At 45.1% G+C, this 21,257-nt stretch carries 18 protein-coding genes; 9 read left to right on the top strand and 9 right to left on the bottom strand.

Going from position 1 to position 21,257, the window contains the following annotated elements; all coding sequences use genetic code 11:
* Positions 1-327 precede the first annotated feature (327 nt).
* On the top strand, positions 328-543 hold the full coding sequence (locus tag BZG81_RS14640) for a TIGR02450 family Trp-rich protein (RefSeq protein WP_077677739.1): 216 nt from the start codon (positions 328-330) through the stop codon (positions 541-543).
* A gap of 118 nt (positions 544-661) precedes the next feature.
* The gene (locus BZG81_RS14635) at positions 662-1,900 is read left to right on the top strand and encodes a DEAD/DEAH box helicase (RefSeq protein WP_077677738.1); all 1,239 of its coding nucleotides are present in this window, start codon (positions 662-664) and stop codon (positions 1,898-1,900) included.
* A gap of 15 nt (positions 1,901-1,915) precedes the next feature.
* On the opposite strand, the gene BZG81_RS14630 is transcribed toward BZG81_RS14635, so the two are convergent.
* The 4 genes from BZG81_RS14630 to BZG81_RS14615 all read right to left on the bottom strand — a co-directional run bounded on the left by BZG81_RS14630 (position 1,916) and on the right by BZG81_RS14615 (position 6,652).
* On the bottom strand, positions 1,916-2,611 hold the full coding sequence (locus tag BZG81_RS14630; RefSeq protein WP_077460938.1) for a VC0807 family protein: 696 nt from the start codon (positions 2,609-2,611) through the stop codon (positions 1,916-1,918).
* 157 nt (positions 2,612-2,768) lie between these two features.
* Positions 2,769-3,743 (bottom strand): calcium/sodium antiporter, encoded by a 975-nt coding sequence (locus BZG81_RS14625; RefSeq protein WP_077677737.1) that lies wholly within the window; start codon positions 3,741-3,743, stop codon positions 2,769-2,771.
* Positions 3,744-3,860: 117 nt separating this feature from the next.
* Positions 3,861-5,558 (bottom strand): glycoside hydrolase family 32 protein, encoded by a 1,698-nt coding sequence (locus tag BZG81_RS14620; RefSeq protein ID WP_077677736.1) that lies wholly within the window; start codon positions 5,556-5,558, stop codon positions 3,861-3,863.
* 101 nt (positions 5,559-5,659) lie between these two features.
* Positions 5,660-6,652: a LacI family DNA-binding transcriptional regulator gene (locus tag BZG81_RS14615; RefSeq protein ID WP_077460941.1), complete on the bottom strand. Its 993-nt coding sequence runs from the start codon at positions 6,650-6,652 to the stop codon at positions 5,660-5,662.
* A gap of 284 nt (positions 6,653-6,936) precedes the next feature.
* Here BZG81_RS14615 and BZG81_RS14610 point away from each other — a divergent pair, with 284 nt between their 5' ends.
* Positions 6,937-8,370 carry a sucrose-specific PTS transporter subunit IIBC gene (locus BZG81_RS14610; RefSeq protein ID WP_021023418.1) on the top strand — a complete coding sequence of 478 codons (1,434 nt, stop codon included), beginning with the start codon at positions 6,937-6,939 and terminating at the stop codon, positions 8,368-8,370.
* A 27-nt stretch (positions 8,371-8,397) separates the two neighbouring features.
* The gene (locus BZG81_RS14605) at positions 8,398-9,333 is read left to right on the top strand and encodes an aminoimidazole riboside kinase (RefSeq protein WP_077669938.1); all 936 of its coding nucleotides are present in this window, start codon (positions 8,398-8,400) and stop codon (positions 9,331-9,333) included.
* A 72-nt stretch (positions 9,334-9,405) separates the two neighbouring features.
* Here BZG81_RS14605 and BZG81_RS14600 read toward each other — a convergent pair whose 3' ends face one another.
* The 5 genes from BZG81_RS14600 to BZG81_RS14580 form a co-directional block, all read right to left on the bottom strand.
* Positions 9,406-11,379 carry an alpha-amylase family glycosyl hydrolase gene (locus BZG81_RS14600; RefSeq protein WP_077677735.1) on the bottom strand — a complete coding sequence of 658 codons (1,974 nt, stop codon included), beginning with the start codon at positions 11,377-11,379 and terminating at the stop codon, positions 9,406-9,408.
* A gap of 40 nt (positions 11,380-11,419) precedes the next feature.
* Positions 11,420-12,544, bottom strand: a complete 1,125-nt coding sequence (locus BZG81_RS14595; RefSeq protein ID WP_077677734.1) for an ABC transporter ATP-binding protein — start codon at positions 12,542-12,544, stop codon at positions 11,420-11,422.
* 120 nt (positions 12,545-12,664) lie between these two features.
* Positions 12,665-13,147 carry a glycosidase gene (locus tag BZG81_RS14590; protein WP_077677733.1) on the bottom strand — a complete coding sequence of 161 codons (483 nt, stop codon included), beginning with the start codon at positions 13,145-13,147 and terminating at the stop codon, positions 12,665-12,667.
* A 108-nt stretch (positions 13,148-13,255) separates the two neighbouring features.
* Complete coding sequence (locus BZG81_RS14585) at positions 13,256-14,233, bottom strand: UDP-3-O-(3-hydroxymyristoyl)glucosamine N-acyltransferase (RefSeq protein ID WP_077677732.1); 978 nt, start codon at positions 14,231-14,233, stop codon at positions 13,256-13,258.
* 22 nt (positions 14,234-14,255) lie between these two features.
* Positions 14,256-15,290 (bottom strand): porin, encoded by a 1,035-nt coding sequence (locus BZG81_RS14580; protein ID WP_077677731.1) that lies wholly within the window; start codon positions 15,288-15,290, stop codon positions 14,256-14,258.
* A gap of 403 nt (positions 15,291-15,693) precedes the next feature.
* On the opposite strand from BZG81_RS14580, the gene BZG81_RS14575 reads away from it, so the two are divergent.
* The 5 genes from BZG81_RS14575 to BZG81_RS14555 all read left to right on the top strand — a co-directional run.
* A complete protein-coding gene (locus tag BZG81_RS14575) occupies positions 15,694-16,923 on the top strand; it encodes a sugar ABC transporter substrate-binding protein (protein WP_077677730.1) in 1,230 nt (409 codons plus the stop codon).
* 2 nt (positions 16,924-16,925) lie between these two features.
* Entirely contained in the window at positions 16,926-18,209 is a 1,284-nt protein-coding gene (locus BZG81_RS14570; RefSeq protein ID WP_077677729.1) for a carbohydrate ABC transporter permease, read from the top strand.
* 2 nt (positions 18,210-18,211) lie between these two features.
* Positions 18,212-19,045 carry a sugar ABC transporter permease gene (locus BZG81_RS14565; protein WP_077677740.1) on the top strand — a complete coding sequence of 278 codons (834 nt, stop codon included), beginning with the start codon at positions 18,212-18,214 and terminating at the stop codon, positions 19,043-19,045.
* Between the two features lie 15 nt (positions 19,046-19,060).
* Complete coding sequence (locus BZG81_RS14560) at positions 19,061-20,854, top strand: glycoside hydrolase family 13 protein (protein WP_077677728.1); 1,794 nt, start codon at positions 19,061-19,063, stop codon at positions 20,852-20,854.
* Between the two features lie 124 nt (positions 20,855-20,978).
* A partial coding sequence (locus BZG81_RS14555; protein ID WP_241827401.1) for a helix-turn-helix domain-containing protein occupies positions 20,979-21,257 on the top strand: 279 nt, incomplete at its 3' end.

The following is a 21,257-nucleotide window of genomic DNA, read 5'->3' as shown; positions in this document are numbered from 1 at the left end:
AATTTTAGCAATCTGTTTAGACATAATATCGAGTTGAGGATTTACACTTTAAGTTTTTCGGTATGGATTTGAGTGCTTTTGATCTCGTTCCCATGCTCCCGCGTGAGAGTTATCTGAAAGGTATTGACGCTGTCCGTTACCGTTAGAACATAAATCTGGTGCAGTTCGGTGATCCTGTGGCAACTCTGCCTATGATTCAAAATCCATATACATTCCCACGCAGGAGCGTGGGAACGAGTTACACCATCCCCAACCACTGAACCAAACCAAGTCACGTTCGTACTAGGTATCGTCATTTTAACCGAATCAATATCTAACGGGGTGAGCGTGAATCAAATCAATCCAGCTAAGTTACGCAATAGCAAGTGGACGGCGGTAAAACCCATCCATCGCGAGAAGCACTTTTTGGTCTCTGACGTTGAGTATGATGAAGACGGTGTGGTGGTGTTATGCGTGCTCGAGTCGGTGATGTCGAAAAAAGAATATCCGATTGACTGGCGAGAGCTCAAAAACGACGAGAAGTGGCGTCAAGGGTGGAAATGAATAAACGCGGTGTGAGTATCTAAAATAGGCGAGGTTATCGAGCAGAGTGTGGTACAGTCCGCGCCCTGTCTCCACGCATCTTTGTGATGTTGGCTACCGCTAAATAAAGGTCTCGTTCATGCCGTTTTCTGCTCTCTCCTTGTGTTCTGAATTGCTTCACGCACTGCCCACCGCGTTTAAAAAACCAACGGCCATTCAAGCGCTGGCGATCCCTGAGCTGTTAGCCGGTAATGATGTATTGGCATTGGCAAACACCGGTAGCGGAAAAACGCTTGCCTACGGTTTGCCTTTGTTGGAAGCGTTAAACGCAAACCCTCAGCATCAAGCGCTGATTTTAGTGCCAACGCGTGAGCTGGCGATGCAGGTCAGTGACGCGATCAACCAAGTGGGTAGCGCCTTAGATCTCAGTGCCATTTGCTTGTGTGGCGGTGTTGATAAAGCGGCGCAACAACAAGCACTGGCGGACAATCCCAACATTTTTGTGGCGACGACAGGGCGCTTGGTAGATTTAGCCAATAATGGGTTGGATTTGAGCACGGTACATTATCTTATTTTGGATGAAGCGGATCGTTTGCTCGATATGGGGTTTTGGCCGGATGTGCAAAATATTGTGATGCAAACTGCACGTAAACGCCAAACCGCGATGTTTTCAGCGACGTTTTCCGATGCGCTCAAGCAAAAAGCCAACCAGCTAATGGTTGCGCCAAAACAGCTCGCCGCGCATCAAGAAAACAGCACCCATCAAGAGGTCACTGAAACACTTTACTTGGTCAACAAAGGCAGCAAAGCGAAAGCCTTGATTGAATGCATCAAGCAGCATGCTTGGCCTCAGGTGTTGGTGTTTGTGGGAGCGAAAGAAAATGCCGATGGCTTGGCGAAAAAGCTCAACAAAGCGGGCATCTCGGCCAGTGCACTGCATGGCAATAAAGTTCAAACCGAGCGAGAGCAAGCCCTGGCGCAATTCAAATCTGGCCAAATCAACGTGTTGATCGCCACCGATCTATTAGCGCGTGGCATTCACATTGAACACTTGCCGGTGGTGATTAATGTTGAATTGCCCATGCACGCCGAGACCTATATTCACCGTGTGGGGCGCACTGCTCGTGCTGGTGAACAAGGTGTGGCCATGTCTTTGGTGTGTCATGGCGAAATGGACGCACTGAACGCCATTCGTCATCTCACGCAAAGAGCATTGCCCGTGCAAGCGCTGGACGGTTTCCCGGTGACAGATAACCCATCGACCGGCGAAAGCAAACGCGCTCCTCGCGACAAGAAAGCCAACCGACGCACGAATGCGAAAAAGAGCATTAAGCAGTTCCAGGCGAAGCCGAAACGCCCAGCGCCGGGGGCAAAGTAAGGCGTGTCAGGGTTGTTATTTGAGGTGGAAGATTTGCTCTGTTTCTAGCGATGTCATCGCGCGTACCTGACGCCAAATGTAATAGAAAATACCGAACATCATCAACATGCTAGGGATAGCAATCATCGGATAACTGTATAGCGTCATCTTACCCAGCTCTTCATTAAAGGCGGGCGTGCCCGCAGGGCTGGTCACGATCCAAGTCGCCAGGAAGTAATTCATCGCTGATGAAAACGCAAAGGTGCTGGCGAATAGATAGTTAGATCGCATCAGACAACGTTCAAAGGCTGAGGATTGACCATTCTCTTTTAAACGCTGATTAATCAACGAGAGGTTGAGCACGGTGTCGTTCAATATTAACTTTTGCATCAGTGGGTAGCGGGTAAAGGTTGAGCCCAACACGGTTAAACCGATGAGGCCCGGGATCAGCGCCTCTTTCAAGGCTAACCAACGCGTATCTAGCTCCAACAAGCCAATCCCGCCTGTCAGTAACACGCTGATAAAGCCAAGTGCAGCGATAAAATTGAATTTCTGGTTGCGGACCAGATCCATCCCGCCGTATATGAGAGGAAACGCCAAAGCGACGACTAGTGCCATGGCTGTGCCTAGGTATTCATCCCCGCTCAACTTCATCAGGATGATCGAGGGGATAAAAACGTTGAACAGGATTTCAAACAGGGGACTCGGCTTCTTCGCCGTCGTGTTACTCATAGTATTTTACTGACTCTACGCGACATGAGCTGCCATTGTACTGTGCCACGTAGTGTTCATCTAGTCGCGATTGATGTAAAGCGTTACAGCGCCTTGTTGTGTAACTATGTGTGAAATCAGCAGGTGCTTGGCTCTTAATCGCTTTCACTTTTAAGCATTAAGCGGAGTGCGTCGCATAAACCAGCATGCTGGTGTAACCCACATAGCAGGCGAGCAGTAATACCCCTTCCGCGCGGTTAATTTCGCGTGTCTTGCCAAAGCGAACAGAGACCAAAATCAGCAATACGGTCACAGCCAGCATCACCATCCAATCTCGCCAGAAGACTTCTCTACCAATCTCGTTAATGGGCTCGATAAGGCCGGCGATACCAATCACGGCCAGCGCATTGAACATGTTCGAGCCGACCACGTTGCCCACGGCGATATCGTGTTCGCCTTTGCGGGCGGCGATGATAGACGCTGCCAATTCAGGGAGGGAAGTGCCGAGGGCGACGATTGTTAGGCCAACAATCAAATCACTCACGCCAAGTTGTTGCGCGATTTCAACCGCGCCCCATACCAAAATCCGCGAACTAATAATCAGCAGCACTAGGCCAATCACCAGCCATATCAACGCCTGTTTTCGAGAAAGTGGTTGATTGGTTAGCTCGGCATTCACCTCCTGCGCGAGCGGATCGTCTTTGGTTTGCATAGCATGTTTGATGGACCATCCAACCAGCAGTAAAAATCCACCGATTAAGATCAAGGCTTCGGTAAAGCTAATGGCATAATTCCATAGCATGGCGCCAACCGCCAAAGTGACGACGAGAAGAATCGGTAATTCTTTACGGACAATGGTGGAATGCACCGCAATCGGGGCGATCAGCGTGGTGACCCCGAGAATTAAGGTGATATTGACGATGTTAGAGCCTATCGCATTGCCCAGCGCTAACGCCGGGTTGCCATCCATCGCGGCCATCGCCGAAACCACCATTTCTGGCGCGGATGTGCCAAACCCGACCACCAACATGCCGATTAATAAAGGAGGCACGTTCGCGTACTGAGCACTCTCAGCCGCGCCGTCGACAAATCTGTCGGCACTCCATACCAACAACGCAAATCCAGCGATAATCGCAAGTGTTGCTAGCAGCATAGGTTCCCCTTCATTAATACTGGTTGATGAACGAGGTCTGTGCCCATCAAACGTCGCGTGAGATCGGTATTAATGACATAGTTTTTAAGCTTTGCAACAAAAAAATGTATGGCAACGTTAACCCACACTCGCCTTCTTTAACGCATACCAATCAATCTCCTTTGGTAGGGGGACATCGTGATGATCGCGTGTCACAGCAAGAAAGGTCGCGTCGGTAGCGCTGAAATAACGACTAGTCATTGTCCATTGGCCATCACCAATAAAAAACTCTAATGAGCTGGTATCGGCGAGGACTTGTAGCGGTAACTTTTCCAACTGCTCAGGCAAGTGAATACAGCGACGCGTGTCTCCTTCCGTGGCGAGGCTTGTACTTCTATCAAGCGTTAGGGTGCGATTGTTGCCGTCAATGGTGAGGGCACAACCAGACGGCTCCGTCGATGTCGCATGAGAAGCAATGCCACTGCGACTGTGAAAATACAGAGTGTATTGTCCGCTTTTTGGAATGGGTAGACTGGTACTGAGCTCAAATTGCTTGGTGCCCAAATCCACGGAGGTCGCGTCGCTCTCGGTGCGAATCACTAAAAGTTGCTGAGGACCTCTAAGGCGTTGCAGTGCGGTCGCTGGACGCTGATAAATTTGCCCATTTTCCCAGCGTAACTCACGTGGACAGGTTAACTGATGCAACCAGCCCGCACTTTGACTGGGTTGATCCACCTCGTCTGGGAGACCCATCCAAGCTATTAGCATGCGCTTATTGTCAGGGGTCTGAGCTGTCTGTGGCGCATAAAAATCAAACCCATGATCCAGTATCTGCCAATCATCAAGTTTGATGCCGTCTGCTTCTAGTGTGGCTTTGGCGTAACCATTATGGTGAGGCACGTGGTGATCGGGCGTTGGCGCTGTGCTGCCTTGTGGGCAGAGGATACACAGCCATTGGTCGTTTAATGGGAACAGATCGGGACATTCCCACATATAGCCATGGTCGCCGAAGCTGTCGCCACTCAATCCGTCGTAGCGCCAATGCAGGCCATCAATGGAGGAATACTGCGCCAGGCGACCTATTTTGTCTTCACGCTGTGCGCCAAGTAACATCCGGTAGTGTTCGCCATCATAAATGACTTTGGGATCGCGAATATGTTCGGTGACGCCAGCAGGTGGGGCATCAATCACTGGCCCAAGCTTTTCAAAGTGAATGCCATCGGTTGACCGAGCCACACACTGGGTGGTTTGGCGTAGGCGCTCAGGGCCAATACGGGTGTTGCCGGTGTAATAAAGCCATAAGGCGTCGTTTATTACCATGGCGTGACCCGAAAACACCCCGTGACTGTCATACCAATCGCTGGGGGTAAGACCAAGGGGCGCGCTGCGCCATTGCACCCCATCAGGGCTGATTAAATGCACCCAAAATTTGTCTTTGTGCTCGCAGGCAAAAGGATACCACTGATAGAAAAGGTGATAGTGCCCTTGAAAATAGATAAAACCATTGGGGTCATTGAGCAGCCCTTGGGGTGGACTGATATGCCAAGTTGGACGATGGAAGTCTGTCTTGCTGATTGAAGCGTAGCAGGGCGCGGCTTGCTCACGCAGGTTGTAATCGATAAGGCGTCCCAGAGCCGTCAGTGTGTTCTGATTCACGGGGTGAGCAAGTGTGATTTGGCGCAGCGAATGGTCAATCGTATTGATTGAAAGGGCTTCTTGGTTTACGCGCTCAAGCTCAATGAGCTCAATGATTATTTTGCCTTGATGACGCAATACGCGGCGCAGATTATCTGCGCCACCGCACGCATCAACCAAGCTTGCTGGGGTTATTTCCATCTATCCGTACCAATGCTATTTTCGGGAACGTTCCAAAAATAGCGAATAAGAGGGTAAGAGTGCAAGTGGAATTTACCTCTTCTGCTTAACATATCGCCTTTTTAGGGGCAGGTGTCACGGCTAACGTAGTTAAATCCCATCACTAATTTAGAGACATGGCTTTGTCCCGTTTCCAGTAATTCAAGCAACATTTTTGCGCCGCTTTCACCTGCCGCATCAAAGGCATAGTTAAAGGTGGATAGGCTCGGTGATACTACGTGTGCAAGCTCATCATCACCCACACCAATCAGCTTCACAGTGTGACCCGGTGTGATCCCATGTGTTTGTAGGGCTTGGATGGCACCAATAGCAATACGGTCGGTGGCGCAAAAAACGCCGTCTGTCTCTGGATATTGATCGAGCATAGCGGTCATCGCGACATGGCCAGATTGAATCGAGAATTGCCCTTGATAATGGAATAAAGGTTCGGTTTGACTGAGTGTGGTCAACGCATTCTCAAGTCCTTGATAGCGCTGCTGATCAACCGCGATGTCTGCGGCTTGCACACCTAGGAATCCGATACGTTGACAACCGGCTTTAATCAGTTGCTCGCCGGCGCAAAAGCCAACCCGGTAATCATCATGAATCACGCTGGGGATGCTGTAAGGAGAGCCATCTTGACCAATCACCACGACTGGTGCACTCGAGCGCTTAATTGCTTGGACCAAGGCGGGGTTGAGTGTCGATGCAAACAGTAGGATCCCTTCTACGCGTTTTTGGTTGAATAAATCGAGATAATGACAAATACGCTGATCGTCCTGGCGAGTGTTAGCCAAAAGCACTTGTTTCCCTTTTTGATCAAACACATGACTCAGGCCATCGACACTGGCTGACATGGCGTGGGATGACACTCGTGGGACAATGACACCGATAAGGTTAGTTTTATTGGATTTTAAATCCTTAGCGATTTGGTTAACGACATAGCCGCATTGCTCGATGGCGCGGTTCACTTTTTCAATGGTCGCTGGTTTCACGCCATATTCTTGGTTAATTACGCGTGACACGGTTGATTTGGAAACACCCGCCAAACGGGCGACATCATTCAAGCTAGCCATGAGTTCTCCTTTGCTTAGCGCATCATCATCGGTGCATTTAGTGCTCCTTTGCAAACAAACCTATCCAAACTCCCTTTTTTTAGTGATAAATATCACATTTATGGCAGGGGGTGAACCATGATTTACTGATCGGTATCACAGCCATAATCCCTGATACTTGATGGATTAAAGGATTCAGCTCATTATTTTCGGGATCGTTCCCGAAAGTGTGGAACGTGTGACGGCCACATTAGAAAAAATAGCGACGGTGGCAAAGACAGTGAGAGCGTGCAGGGGAAGTAGCCATGAACTACCAAAAAATAGCACAACAACTACTCGATAAACTGGGTGGAAAAGAAAATATCGCAGCGGCGGCACATTGTGCCACGCGGCTAAGACTCGCACTTCATGATGATAGCCTCGCGGATTTAAGCGCGATTGAATCAATTGAAGGTGTGAAAGGGCAGTTCCAAGTCAGTGGTCAGTTACAGATCATTTTCGGCTCGGGCATTGTCAATAATGTTTATGCTGAGTTCAGCAAATTGACGGGTCAGTCAGATATGTCGTCGAAAGACGTCGCTGCCGCCGGTGCCGAGAAACAAAATTGGCTACAACGTGCGGTAAAAGGGCTGTCAGACATTTTTGTTCCCATTATTCCAGCCATTGTCGCCGGTGGTCTGTTGATGGGGATTTTCAACATCCTCACCGCGCCAGGTTTGATTATCGATGGCAAGTCCTTGATTGAGGCCTACCCACAAATGGGTGATCTGGCCAGTATGATCAATACGTTCGCCAATGCGCCATTTGTGTTCTTACCTGTACTGCTTGCGTTTTCTGCGAGTAAAAAGTTTGGTGCTAACCCCTTTTTGGGGGCCGCGTTAGGCATGTTAATGGTTCACCCAGACTTGCTTAATGGCTGGGGCTTTGGTGGTGCGGCAGTGTCTGGAGATATCCCGGTGTGGGAAATCTTTGGCTTTGAGATCGAAAAAGTCGGTTATCAAGGGTCGGTGCTGCCGGTGCTGGTTGCAACCTATATTCTCGCACAAGTGGAGCAAGGGTTACGTCGCATTATTCCCTCAGTGTTGGATAACTTGCTGACCCCCTTGCTGGCGATTTTTATTACCGGACTGATCACCTTTACCTTGGTAGGCCCGTTTACACGAGAGCTCGGCTTTTTGCTCGGCGATGGTCTGAACTGGGTCTATGAATCCGCAGGGATGATTGGCGGTGCTTTGTTTGGCTTTGTGTATGCACCTTTTGTGATCACCGGGATGCACCACAGCTTTATCGCGATTGAAACTCAATTATTGGCCGATATTGCAGTCACTGGCGGTACCTTTATTTTCCCTATCGCGGCGATGTCGAATGTGGCGCAAGGTGCAGCCTGTTTAGCGTTTGGGCTAAAAACCGTGGACGTCAAAGCGAAAGGGATTGCGATGCCTGCAGGGGTGACAGCACTGCTCGGGATCACTGAGCCTGCGATGTTTGGTATTAACCTTAAATACCGTTATCCGTTTATTGGTGCGCTTGCAGGTGCGACCTGTGCGGGGGCTTTTGTCACCTTCTTTAAAGTGAAAGCACAAGCGTTGGGCGCAGCGGGTCTACCAGGGATCATCTCCATTCGCCCTGACGGTGTGGTGCCTTATATCATTGGTATGGCGATTGCCTTTGTTGTTGCGTTTTCCGTAACTTATGTATTGGGCGCCCGTAAAAAATACGCACAAGCTGCGGCGGCGTAATCGAGTCTTGAACGAGGAGCAAGCGTAATGAGCAAGGTATGGGTTACCGGTGATGCCGTGGTGGATTTGATCCCTGATGGCGAGCATCACTACCTGAAATGTCCAGGTGGTGCCCCGGCTAACGTCGCCGTGGCAGTCAGTCGACTTGGTGGACAAACAGGCTTTATTGGCCGTGTTGGTGGCGATCCGCTTGGTCGTTTTATGCAGACTACCTTAGCAAATGAAGGTGTGGACATTGCGTTTATGCATCGCGACGAGGCGCAACGTACCTCAACTGTATTGGTCGAGCTGGATGATCATGGTGAACGAAGCTTCACCTTTATGGTTAAGCCCAGTGCCGACCAGTTTGTTCAGCCGTACGACTTCCCATTGTTCGAAGAAGGGCAGTGGTTGCATGCTTGCTCCATTGCCCTTGCGAACGAGCCATCACGCTCTGCTACACTCGGCGCGATGCAAGCATGTCGTGATAATGGTGGCTTTGTCAGCTTTGATCCTAATTTGCGTGATGATCTTTGGCAAAGTGAATCACAGATGTTAGAGATTGTGTGGCAAGCCTTGCCGTTGGCGGATGTGGTTAAGGTGTCTGATGATGAGCTTGTCTTACTCACTAAGCACCTACGCACTGAAAATAACTCTGTGAAAGCAGGGTTAGCCGCATTATCTGAGCGCGCACCGAATGTGTCTTTGTGGGTGGTGACACAGGGCAGTGAAGGTGCCCGCGTCGCGTTCAACCATACTGTTTGGCAGGTGCCGACCACACCGGCAAACGTGGTGGACACCACAGGCGCAGGTGATGCGTTTATGGGCGGTTTGCTTGCTGCGCTCGCCCAGTTGCCTGAGTGGCAGACACCAGAAGCAGTCACCAAGGCAGTGCGCCAAGGCAACCGTTGTGGCGCGCTGGCTACAACAGAAAAAGGGGCAATGACTGCATTACCCACAGCGGATCAGCTCAGCGTTGAATAGCGCCATATCCGCGCAATTCACGACGCGCCCTCACTGTTGGGTAGGGCGCGTTCGGGGGCGATATTTTTAATATTAGAAACTACCTTGTGTTGTGTTTTGTTGGTCAGTGTTAAATTGATTATTAGCGCCGGATTGCCAAACTACGTTTGCTGTTGGATCTGATTCATTCCGTTTTACGCATTTCCACTCTATATCTTGATTTGTTGGTAAGGTAACCGTAGAACTCCATGTAGGATACTGTGATGGATCCAGTTTTATAGCATTTCCTAATGTCCAGTTACTCAACTTAGGATGATTGCCAACGGCATAAACGCTCTGGTCTTGAGTGGTAATACCATTATAACAAGTGAATGTGATGTCTCTCGACAATGGGTCAGTATTATTACTACCTTGCTTATGTAATACGATTGATTGATTTTTGGCTAGATGAAGCGTTGCCTGCCCCGCAGTCACATATACACTGTTATCGTCGAGTAAGTTAGTATAACTTCCATCGGATAGAGCTAGATTACGCACAGTAATTGAGGTAGATGGACCACGATTAAGCGCAACTGTAACAACATCATCACCTTGTTGACGTTCAAAGACGAGTATATCTTCATTGACCCAACGTGAAATATAACTGCCACGTTGAATAGCAGTACTATGCTTGCGAAGATTGGTCAACGTTTTAATTATTTTAAATGCCTGCGTATCTTGGCTGAAACTTGACATCTTTTCTCGATTGTACGGATCGCTACCAACTTGGCCAAAGTCGTTCTGCGTGAAGTTTGCTGAGTAATGCTCTGTTCCATAGTATATCGCAGGTATTCCACGTACTGTCATAGTAGCGACTAACCCTAGGTTCACTCTTTTCTGAGCAAACTCTTCACTTTGATTACCGCCTGACTCATTATTGCCGGGACCGAAGGTTGATGCACTGGATCGCAATGCAGTGGAAATTCGTGCCATGTCATGATTATCCATAAACACCACTTGCCAATCATCGCTAGAGAACACTGTTTTGCGCTTATTTAAATAATTGTTAAGCGTTTTCATACTATTGTCAGCACGATTGGCGAGAACCCGCTCTAATGTATCCCGAAAACCAAAATCGAGTAACGCTGACCCTGATGTATTGGCATAGTCGATGGCATATCCATCTATACCTGTAGTTTTATTGGCACTGGCGCCGAACCACTCGCCAAAGAAATAAAATCCGTCGCGTCCGAGAGTTTTGCTATAATCATATATGTCAGATGTCCATTGCTGAATGAATGATTTATCCATATGTTTTATCGCGTCTATACGGATTGCGTCAACACCAGCATCGATCCAAAACTTAGAGCCTTCAAGCAAATATTGATAAACATTTTTATTTGATTGATTAAAATCTGACAGATTAAATAAGTTATGATTTCTTACCTGATACCAGTTGTTCCAGTCAGTAACACCACCGTTATGGTGATACCAATTAGTGCCAGCAGCTAGATCAGTATTATAATCTGTGATAAATTCGCCATTCCGATATAGTGCTCCATACTCATTTTCATCATTGCCGTTAGAATGATTTGGTGCATAGTCGAGAACTAGCTTCATATTATATTCTGGACTATGCATAGTTTCGGTTAATTCTTTAAAGTCTTCAAAAGTACCGAAATGTTCATCTACTCGAAAAAAATCACGTCCCCAATAACCATGATAACCAGCTCCACCATTGATATCTAAATTATTAGCATTGTCAATAGGTGGAGTAATCCAGATAGCTGTGACTCCCAAAGACTTGAGATAAGGTAGTTTATTAATTAAACCACGAATATCGCCGCCAGTATATTTTTTTAAATTGTTAGGATCATAAGTTTCCTTGCGCTCTCCGGTGTTATTACTTGAATCTCCATCGCTAAATCTATCAAGAAAAATAAAATAAATAGTCTCTTTCCTGAAGTCTAAAAAACTACTTTCTTCGTCTTGTGTGCGTTGCTCATTAAGAACCGGAGCGCTCAGTGCAAAACTGTTGACGCATATAGCAGTCAAAATTGTACTGAAAAATAAGATGCGTTTTCTCATAGGAAATCCTTATGATTATGAGTGTTAAATAGTATCTTTCCTAGTTTTTTGTCAAATTTACCTCGTTGTAGAAGTCGAAAATGTGGCAGAACTCAGTATTAATATTGAAATGAATCGGCGTGCCAATATCTTTTGTGGATATTGTATGATCGTTAACGCGAGCAATTAACTCTTTACCACCTGCTGTAAAATAGATATATTTCTCATTACCCATGTTTTCAACTACGGTTAAAATTCCAGTAACGACATTTATAGAGTCGTCAGTGGCTGCGATATTAATATGCTCAGGCCTAATGCCAAAGCAAACGGGTTTATCAATATGTTCACGTAATGCTTGTTGTTTTTCTAGTGGAATAAGTATACGTACGTCGTTGGTGATATCAATGTAGAGCTGTCCATTCTGTTCACGTATCACTGTATCTACTAGGTTCATCGCCGGAGAACCAATAAAACTGGCGACGAATTTATTCGCAGGGTTGTTATATAAATTACTTGGCGTATCTACCTGCATAATGTTGCCCTGATTGAGTACGCAGATTCGGTCGCCTAGTGTCAAAGCTTCAGTTTGATCATGCGTGACATAAATCATCGTTGCAGGGCTGCCTTCATCTTTGAGGGATTTATGTAACTGAGCTATCTTCACTCGCATAGACACGCGAAGTTTTGCATCCAAATTTGATAGTGGTTCATCGAATAGAAATACTTCAGGTTTACGGACGATAGCGCGACCGACGGCAACTCGCTGACGTTGGCCACCAGACATTTCTTTCGGCTTCCGATATAACAGGTCGGTAATCTCAAGTTTTTCTGCGGCTTCTACCACACGGCGCTTAATTTCATCCTTAGGCCGCTTTTGCATTTTCAGACCAAAGGCCATGTTGTCGAAAACTGTTTTATGGGGGTACAACGCGTAGTTTTGAAATACCATGGCGATACGGCGATCTTTTGGCGGCAGTCCATTAACAATTTTATTGCCGATGCGGATTTCACCGCCAGTGATCTCTTCCAAGCCGGCAATCATTCTTAACGTCGTTGATTTAGCGCAACCTGACGGGCCAACAAACACCATGAATTCGCCATCGCGAATATCTAGGTCGATGCTATGAACGGCTTTAAATTTATTCTCATATTGTTTTTCAATTTTGCGTAGGCTAACAGTCGCCATGAATTTCTCCGTGTACCGTTCTGTACTGATAATAGATATTGATTTACCGGTGATCAGTCTGTTGACACCTTGATTTTTAACTAGGCAGATTGAAAACTTTTAACCTGCCTATGCCTAATGTCATTTACACTTTGACACCATTGCAAGAAGAGGCTTTTTGTCTGCAGAAAGCTGTATTGTCCAAACGTATTTTCCATCTGTTGGCAGGTTCACCTGAGTATTTTTGGCAAAACCCGCACGCTTTAGCGCTTTCACCTGACCAGCCGTCATTTCCATACCTGCGGCAGTGTATTGCGGATTCCAGCTCATGGTGGCAAATTGTAGGCTGACATTTCCGGCTTTTTCTTCGCTTACGGCCTGATAGATACCATCGCCTTTGTAGCCCATCATATGGTTTTCAGTATGAATCCACTGCCCGTCTGGAAAAGAGCCAACAACGAAAAGGGAAGGACGAACTGGGCCCCGCTCTCCGATAGTGGGCAGATTGCATTCGGAGAAGCGCGGGTCAGCCTTAACGAGCGTTTTGTTGGTATGTTCATCAGAGGCGCTACAGCCTGCCATTATGACTGTCGCCATCGCTGCGATAATGAGTGAACGTTTCATATCAAATCCTTTGTTTCACGTTATTAAGTTATCTGACTATATGAGCGCTTATGTCTTTCTCTCATAACAGTCAGGACGATCTTTTGATGCTTAAAATTTGTAGTCGCGTTATTTTGGTTTATTGATCGGAAGACCTCTACTTTGGTCAAATTCTTTGGTTAGTTTGTTCAGGACGGCTAGGTTCTTGTAGTAGGCTTTGGCGTCTTTAGCTGGATAGCCAAATAAGTCGCTACCTTCCGGGCAAGAGTGACTGACTCCGGATTTGGCTTTGATGACTGAATGACTGCCTATAGTGATGTGTCCGGATGTGCCAACTTGTCCGTGAACGACAACATGGTCGCCCAGCATAGTATGACCGGCAAAACCACATTGAGAAACAATCAAACAGTGACGTCCTATCTGGCAGTCATGGCCGATCTGAATCTGGTTATCGAGCTTGCTCCCTTCACCGATGACAGTATCGCCAAGCGTTCCTCTGTCTATTGAGTTATTGGAGCCGATTTCGACGTCGTTGTGAATGATTACGCGACCTACGCTTTCAACTCGCCGATAGCTCCCGTGTTCTCCTGCCATGTATTCAAAGCTGTAGTTACCAATCGAATTGTTACAATCTATCGTAACGTTATCCCCAATGATGGTACCTTCTTTAATCACTGTATTGGCGTGAATCGCTACATTATTACCAATAGTGACTCCATTCATGATCTTTACGCCAGGCATGAAATGGCAATGCTTTCCAAGCTGGCAATGTTTTCCTATATAGACGTCGGGATTTTGAGAGGTGTTTCCCTGGTCAAATAGTCGGTATTTTTGTATCTTGTAGTAGCGAAGTAATTGATTTAGCTTATTGACGTCGAGATGGTCGATTAGTATCTTTGTTTGGGCTGGACTCTTTAGGATAGCCTCCGGACCTACTAGTATGTCCGCCTTGGTATCGTAAACAGAAGAGAGATCGGTTCGAGAAAAAACGATCGCCAGCCCTCCTTTTTCCTGACTATCAATAGGGCGAATTTTATCAATGGTGATCGATGCATCACCTTCTATTTTACCTGCCAGTAACTGCGCGATTTCTGAAACATTTAGCATTGCGATCTCTCAAAGCGGACTATTAGAATCGATACAACCCTTGAAGATAGAAAGTGTGCTGTGTCAGTTCACTTTCATTCTTCGTCTCCCAACCCGCAAGTTTACTTTTATCTTCTACTTCGTTTGCGTACTCGTACTCACCTTTTACAACCCAGCTGTCGCCTAAAGCTTGCTCATATCCTAATGTGGCTTTACGAATATCTTTGAAATAGTCTACGTTGGCATTGCCGCCACCGCTGTTTGCGGCATGACTGGTTTCACTTTCCCCAAACCGAGTGCGGAAATACAGTGTGCCGGCATCATCAAATGTGTACTGAACAATGGGCTCAAAGTATTTTTCACTAAAGTCGCTTATTTCGTTAATGGTGCCGTTTTTCTGGTAGTCTTCGTTATCTTTGACCTGATAATACAGCTCAACGCCTAACTCCCAGTTACCCAAGCGCTTATAAGGCTTAAATAACAGACTATATCCTTCTTCCGTGCGTTCTCCCCATGCACTTTTATCTTCTTTACTATACAAGTACTCAAGATTTGAGTAGAAGCCCCAACTATGTTCGTTATTCCAGTATGTTAGGTAAGGCCGGAAGCTGTGTTCTGCTAGATCCTTACGCAGTCCGTCGACATAAGGTGAATAAAGTTTACTGCCGGTGTATTCAAGCTCGTAAATCAGCCCGGTAGCCCAGCCGTTAGTAAGCCTGAATCCTTTATCTATAGAAAACAGATGCTTGAGTCCATCTTCATTCTCATAATAGCCTGGCTCGTTCTGCTCACGGTTTTCAATTTTTAGTGCATACAAGGCCGACAGATTCCAGTTGGAATTGCGATAGAACACGTCGAACACTTCGTTTGTAATGGTCTTTTCTTTCTTTTCATTACCGTTAAAACCATCGGTTACTTTGTCTTCGTATTCGACAGAAGTACCAATATGTCCTCCAAACTGAAGTGCCTCTTCAAGAAAGCTGTCCTCCAAGTTGATACCATGTTCGCTGGCCGCGTATGACAATGTCGGTCCGGAGAATGCTATTGCTACGGATACCGCTATTAACGTTTTTTTCACGATAGATCCTTATTGACTATTAGATTATCAGTTGATGTCCCGAGATGGTAGCTAGTCGTCCACTATGAACGTCTATCTATCTTTCGGTAACTAGATTTATTTTTCCTCCTAACTCTTCTAGAAATGAGATGTTCATCAAGATAAACACTCTATTATGTTGATCAATATCACACTTAAATCGATTTTAACTTACTTCATATAACGATTTACTGGGACTTAAATTCTAAGAAGCTCTGTGAAAACCAAAAGATAAATGAACAGTCAATAATCCTTAAGTGCCCTCTCCCCCGTGTTTTGTAGACTTTGATCACAATTGTGTTAAGGGTTTTTATAATAGAAGTTGACTTAAATTTCGGCAGTTATAGTCTAGTCGTACTTCTTGAACGACGGGTGTGGTGTGGATATGACCAGTACATGGATAAAAGCGGCTTTGCTTACATCGCTAGTCAGTATGGCTAGTGGCGTTTTAGCGCAAGATGTTCAGCCAGAAAGTGAGGCAGATCTTCTTATCTGGACGGATAAAACGACGCTAGAGTATATGAAGTTTGCCGCCAGCGAATTTAATAAAGACTTTAACTATGACGTGCAGTTTACTTTCCGTGGACTTGCTCCAATGGATGCAGCCTCAAGAATGATTCAGGATGGTGGTTCGGCACGTGTCGCCGATGTTGCAGAGATTGAACATGATTTGCTTGGGCGTTTGGTTGTTGCTGGTGGAGTAATGGAGAACCTAGTGTCTGCTGACGATATTAGTCGTTCTTTTATGCCTAGTGCAGTTACTGCCTCGCAATACAAAGGTGTGAGTTATGGTTTTCCGGTCAGTTTTTCCACACTAGCTTTGTTTTACAACAAGGATTTGTTAGCGGAAAAACCAAAAACATTTGAAGAGATCATCGATTTTAGCTCCAATTTCAATGATTACAAAGAGAATAGATACGGGTTGTTGTGGGATGTACAAAACTACTACGAGTCTCGAATGTTTCTTACCCTATATGGCGCTTACGAATTTGGTAAAAATGGTACGGATGCAAAAGACCTAGGAATTAACTCAGCGCTGGCACAGAAAGGCCTTTATGCTATGAAAGCGTTGCGTAAAGCAAACAGTTCTAATCCAAGTGATATGCGGAATCCTCAGGTACGTCGTGGACTTTTTAACGAAGGTAAAGTTGCCGCCATTATTGATGGGCCATGGGCGATACAAGGATATAATAACAGCGGTATAAACTATGGAGTAGCGCCCATCCCAACACTTGATGGTAAGCATCCACGAACGTTCTCTACGGTTCGCGAGGCTGTTGTCTCTTCTTATAGCCAATACCCGAGAGCAGCACAATTGTTTGCATCCTATATTTCCTCTGATGAGATGTTGATGAAGCGTTATGAAATGACTAAGGCTATCCCACCTGTTAGCGCTTTGATGGAAAAAATAATGAAAAAAACCGATGAAGCAACTTATGCCATTATTACCCAGGGTTTTAGTTCGGATGCGATGCCGTCGATTCCGGAGATGGGCTATCTGTGGTCACCAATGGCAAGTGCGATTACAGCGATGTGGGTTAATGATCAGCAACCTAAACAGGTTTTAGATCATGCTAAGAAAATAATAGAAGAACAAATAGCGTTCCAGGAGTGAATATGCTGTTGTCTGAAACTAAATCGGCACCAAGGTTGCTTGCTTCCTATCTATTTATGGGCGGGACACAACTGACTAAGAGGCACTGGATAAAAGGAAGTATACTGCTAGTTCTGCAGTTGATTTTTATATTTTATTTGCCTGAAATAGTCCTTTCATTAAAAGGATTGTCTTCTTTAGGGGATGTTGCTCAGATTCGCAGTGGTTTTAATGTGATACCAGGGGATAACTCTATTTTTATGCTGGTAGAGGGAGTTATCACGCTTGTTTATTTGTTTTTGTTTTTCTGTGCTTACGTTTTCAACGTTCGCGACGCACACCATTGTACTAACTGCAATCTGACTATTCGTGAGCAGATTAAAGCCATCTATGATGATAAGTTSGCTTTCATCGTACTATCACCTGCATTCCTAGCGAGTGTCGCTTTTATCATTATGCCTATTTTCATAACGGTACTAGTGTCATTTACCAACTATTCAGCGCCAAATCATATTCCACCTAAAAACCTAGTGGACTGGGTCGGATTTAAAAATTTCTTTACGCTTTTTGAATTAAAAATCTGGTCAGGAACATTTTCTGGTATTGCTTTGTGGACTATGGAATGGGCTGTAGCAGCAACAGTATTAACCTGTGGTTTTGGTTTTATTCTGGCATTGGCTCTGGATAATCGAAACATCAGAGGGAAAAAGGTATGGCGGGTTATATTTATCCTTCCCTATGCTATTCCTGCATTTGTAACTTTATTGATATTTCGACTCTTGTTGAATGGTATAGGACCAGTTAACTCCTTACTTAATCACTGGGGTTTTGACTCTGTCGCATTTTTGTCCGATCCAGTTATCGCCAAGATCACTGTTGTTGCCGTTAGTGTTTGGGTTGGAGCGCCATACTTTATGTTGCTTATTTCTGGAGCGTTAACAAACATATCTCAGGATATTTATGAAGCTAGTGAAGTTGATGGTGCGAACAAGTTTCAACAGTTTTTTGAAATTACTCTGCCGATGGTTTTGCATCAAGTGGCGCCATCTCTAGTAATGACGTTCTCTCTTAACTTTAATAATTTTGGTGCTATTTTCCTATTGACAGAAGGAGGGCCGATTAATCCTAGTTATCGATTTGCAGGACACACGGATATACTCATAACTTGGATTTATAAGCTGACTTTGGATTTTCAGCAATACCAAATAGCATCTGTGATTTCTATTATAATTTTTCTGTTTTTGTCACTGATTTCTATTTGGCAGTTCCGTCGAATGAAGTCCTTTAAAGATGATGTGGGTATGTAATGATGAGCAACTTACTGAGAAGAAGTTCCACAATAGTAGTGTATCTTTTCCTATTTCTGAATGCGTTGCTGGTATTAGGGCCGGTGATATGGACGGTATTAGCTTCTTTTAAACCAGGTAATAATCTATTTAGTTCATCCTTCACTGATGTTGCCTTTACGCTAGAGCACTATAGGACTTTGTTTTCGGATACGCCTTATCTTGACTGGTATAAAAATACATTCATGTTGGCGACTGCAAATATGTTGATTTCTCTCGTTGTCGTTACAATGTCGGCGTATGTTTTTTCTCGATACCGCTTTAAAGGAAAACGCAATGTACTGCTGAGTATTTTGGTTTTACAGATGTTCCCTGCATTTTTATCGATGACTGCTATCTATATTCTTTTATCTAAAATGCACCTAATTGATACTTATGCGGGAATGCTTTTTGTTTATGTGACAGGGTCGCTCCCGTTTATGACTTGGTTAGTAAAAGGCTATTTTGATGCAATTCCAACCTCGTTAGACGAAGCAGCTAAAATAGATGGTGCTGGGCATATGACTATTTTTATTGAAATCATTTTACCTTTGGCTAGGCCCATTCTTGTTTTTGTGGGATTAGTGTCTTTTACGGGCCCATGGATGGATTTTATTCTGCCTACACTCATACTGCGTAGCGAAGAGAAAATGACGTTAGCTATCGGTATATTTAGCTGGATTTCGTCGAACTCCGCAGAGAATTACACGTTATTTGCTGCAGGTTCTCTTCTAGTGGCTATACCCATTACGCTGCTGTTTGTCGCTACGCAAAAACATATTACCACCGGTCTCGTCAGCGGTGCTGTTAAAGAATAATCGTCAGGATTTTATATGATCACAAAAAGCTCGTTAGCTCACTTGGCTAAAAGTGCGGATAGTTACGCCTATGACAATGAAACACTACATATCCGTTTTCGTACTGCGAAAGATGAATTAGAGAAAGTCGCGTTGTGGATAGGCGATCCTTACCATTGGGCAGAAGGAGGCCTAGACGGCGGTAACTTAGGAGGGAGTGACGCGCAGGGCTGGATTGGCGGAAACGAGATCTCGATGATTTTAGAAGGTCAGTCGGAATATCATGATCATTGGTTTGCCGAATTTAAACCACCAAAACTTCGTAGTCGTTACGGTTTTATTTTGTATGGAAAAGATAGTGAAAAACTCTTATTCGGAGAGAAGCGCTGCGTTGATATTAGTRACCCGAAGGTGGCTGAAAATGAACTCAGTAATCTTAGTAATTTTTTCTGCTTTCCCTTTATTAATCCTAGAGATGTATTGAAGGCTCCAGACTGGGTAAAAAAAACAATTTGGTATCAGATTTTTCCTGAACGTTTTTTTAACGGACGACCAGATATATCGCCGAAAAATGTTGAACCTTGGGGCAGCACGCCAACGTCGGACAACTTTATGGGTGGAGATTTATGGGGCGTCATTAAAAAGCTTGATTACTTGCAGGATCTGGGCATTAACGGTCTGTATTTTTGTCCTGTATTTACCGCCAATGCTAATCACAAATACGATACGGTCGACTATTTTAATGTCGATCCGCATTTTGGGGGCAATGAGGCGTTTCACGCTTTGGTAAAAGAAGCGCATCGTCGTGGTATGAAAATAATGCTAGACGCTGTATTCAACCATATCGGAGATCGTTCTCCTTTATGGCTGGATGTGGTAAAGAATGGGGCGAGTTCTCGTTATGCTGATTGGTTTTGGATAAACCGTTTTCCGGTTTACCCTGACAAGCCTAAGAGTGAGTGGGATTTCTGTAACTTTAATTATGAAACATTTGGTAACGTAATAGAAATGCCCAAGCTGAATACCGAAAATGAGGAGTGCCGCGAGTATCTTCTCGAGGTTGCCCGATACTGGGTAGAAGAGTTTGATATTGATGGATGGCGTCTTGATGTTGCTAACGAAGTTGACCACGACTTTTGGCGAGATTTTCGTCGAGTTGTTAAGGGGCTTAAACCTGATTGTTATATCCTAGGAGAGATCTGGCATGAGGGAATGGCCTGGTTACGTGGTGATCAGTATGATTCTCTGATGAACTATCCACTAACACAGGCTATCACTGATTACTTTGCTCTGGATAATTACGATAAGGAAACATTCATGCATGCAGTTACTCGCTCCTACCTGGTGTATCCAAAAAATGTAAATGAAGCGATGTTTAACTTGCTCGAAAGCCATGACACAACCCGTTTACTCAGCCTATGTAATAGCGATAAACGTAAAGCTCGTCTCGCTTATCTATTTATGTTTACGCAGGTCGGCTCTCCATGTATTTACTATGGCGGGGAAGTCGGTATGGATGGACGTAAAGGCATGGGGCTGGAAAATAATCGTAAGTGCATGATCTGGGATGAAAATGAACAAGACTTGGATTTGAAGTGTTTTATTCGTAAATTGATTGCTCTACGGAAGTCTCATCCTGAATGGAATGATCCAGAAATACACTGGTATCACCTCGAGGATCCGAATGTAATCGCTTATGCGAGAGGAGATACGGATATCATAATAAACAACTCTAAAAAAACGGTTGTCGTAGAACTGAAAGGAAAAAAAATAAAATTGTCAGAATACGGATTCTATATCTCTGGAGTGAATGATCAAGAGGAGTTTTAGTTGGAAATATGTGCTATAGCGCACCTTCCAGTGCGCTATGGGTTAAATAATTGTTTACATCTACACTATAAGGAATGATATCCTTTTAGGATAATTGAAGTAAATAATCTCTCGAGGAGTTTACGTGACAGAACTGGTTACTAAATTGATGGGTTTTGGCTTTACCAAAACCGACGCACTAGTTTACATCAATTTGTTAAAGAGTGGTCGTGCCAGTGGGTACAAGATAGCGAAAGATATTTCTCTTTCGCGTTCATCTGTCTACTCTTCTATTGATAATCTTTACAGTAATGGCTGTATTTTTATGTTAGACGGGGAGACAAAAGAGTATGAAGCTAAGTCTCCTGACCTGATACTGAGTCAGATTGAAAAGAAAACTATAGACAATATTCATATTCTGAAG

The organism is Salinivibrio sp. MA607 (assembly GCF_001996245.1).
Taxonomy (GTDB): Bacteria; Pseudomonadota; Gammaproteobacteria; order Enterobacterales; family Vibrionaceae; genus Salinivibrio; species Salinivibrio costicola.
The sequence above is the reverse complement of the archived record's forward strand: the minus strand, read 5'-3'. Positions and strand labels throughout refer to the sequence as shown.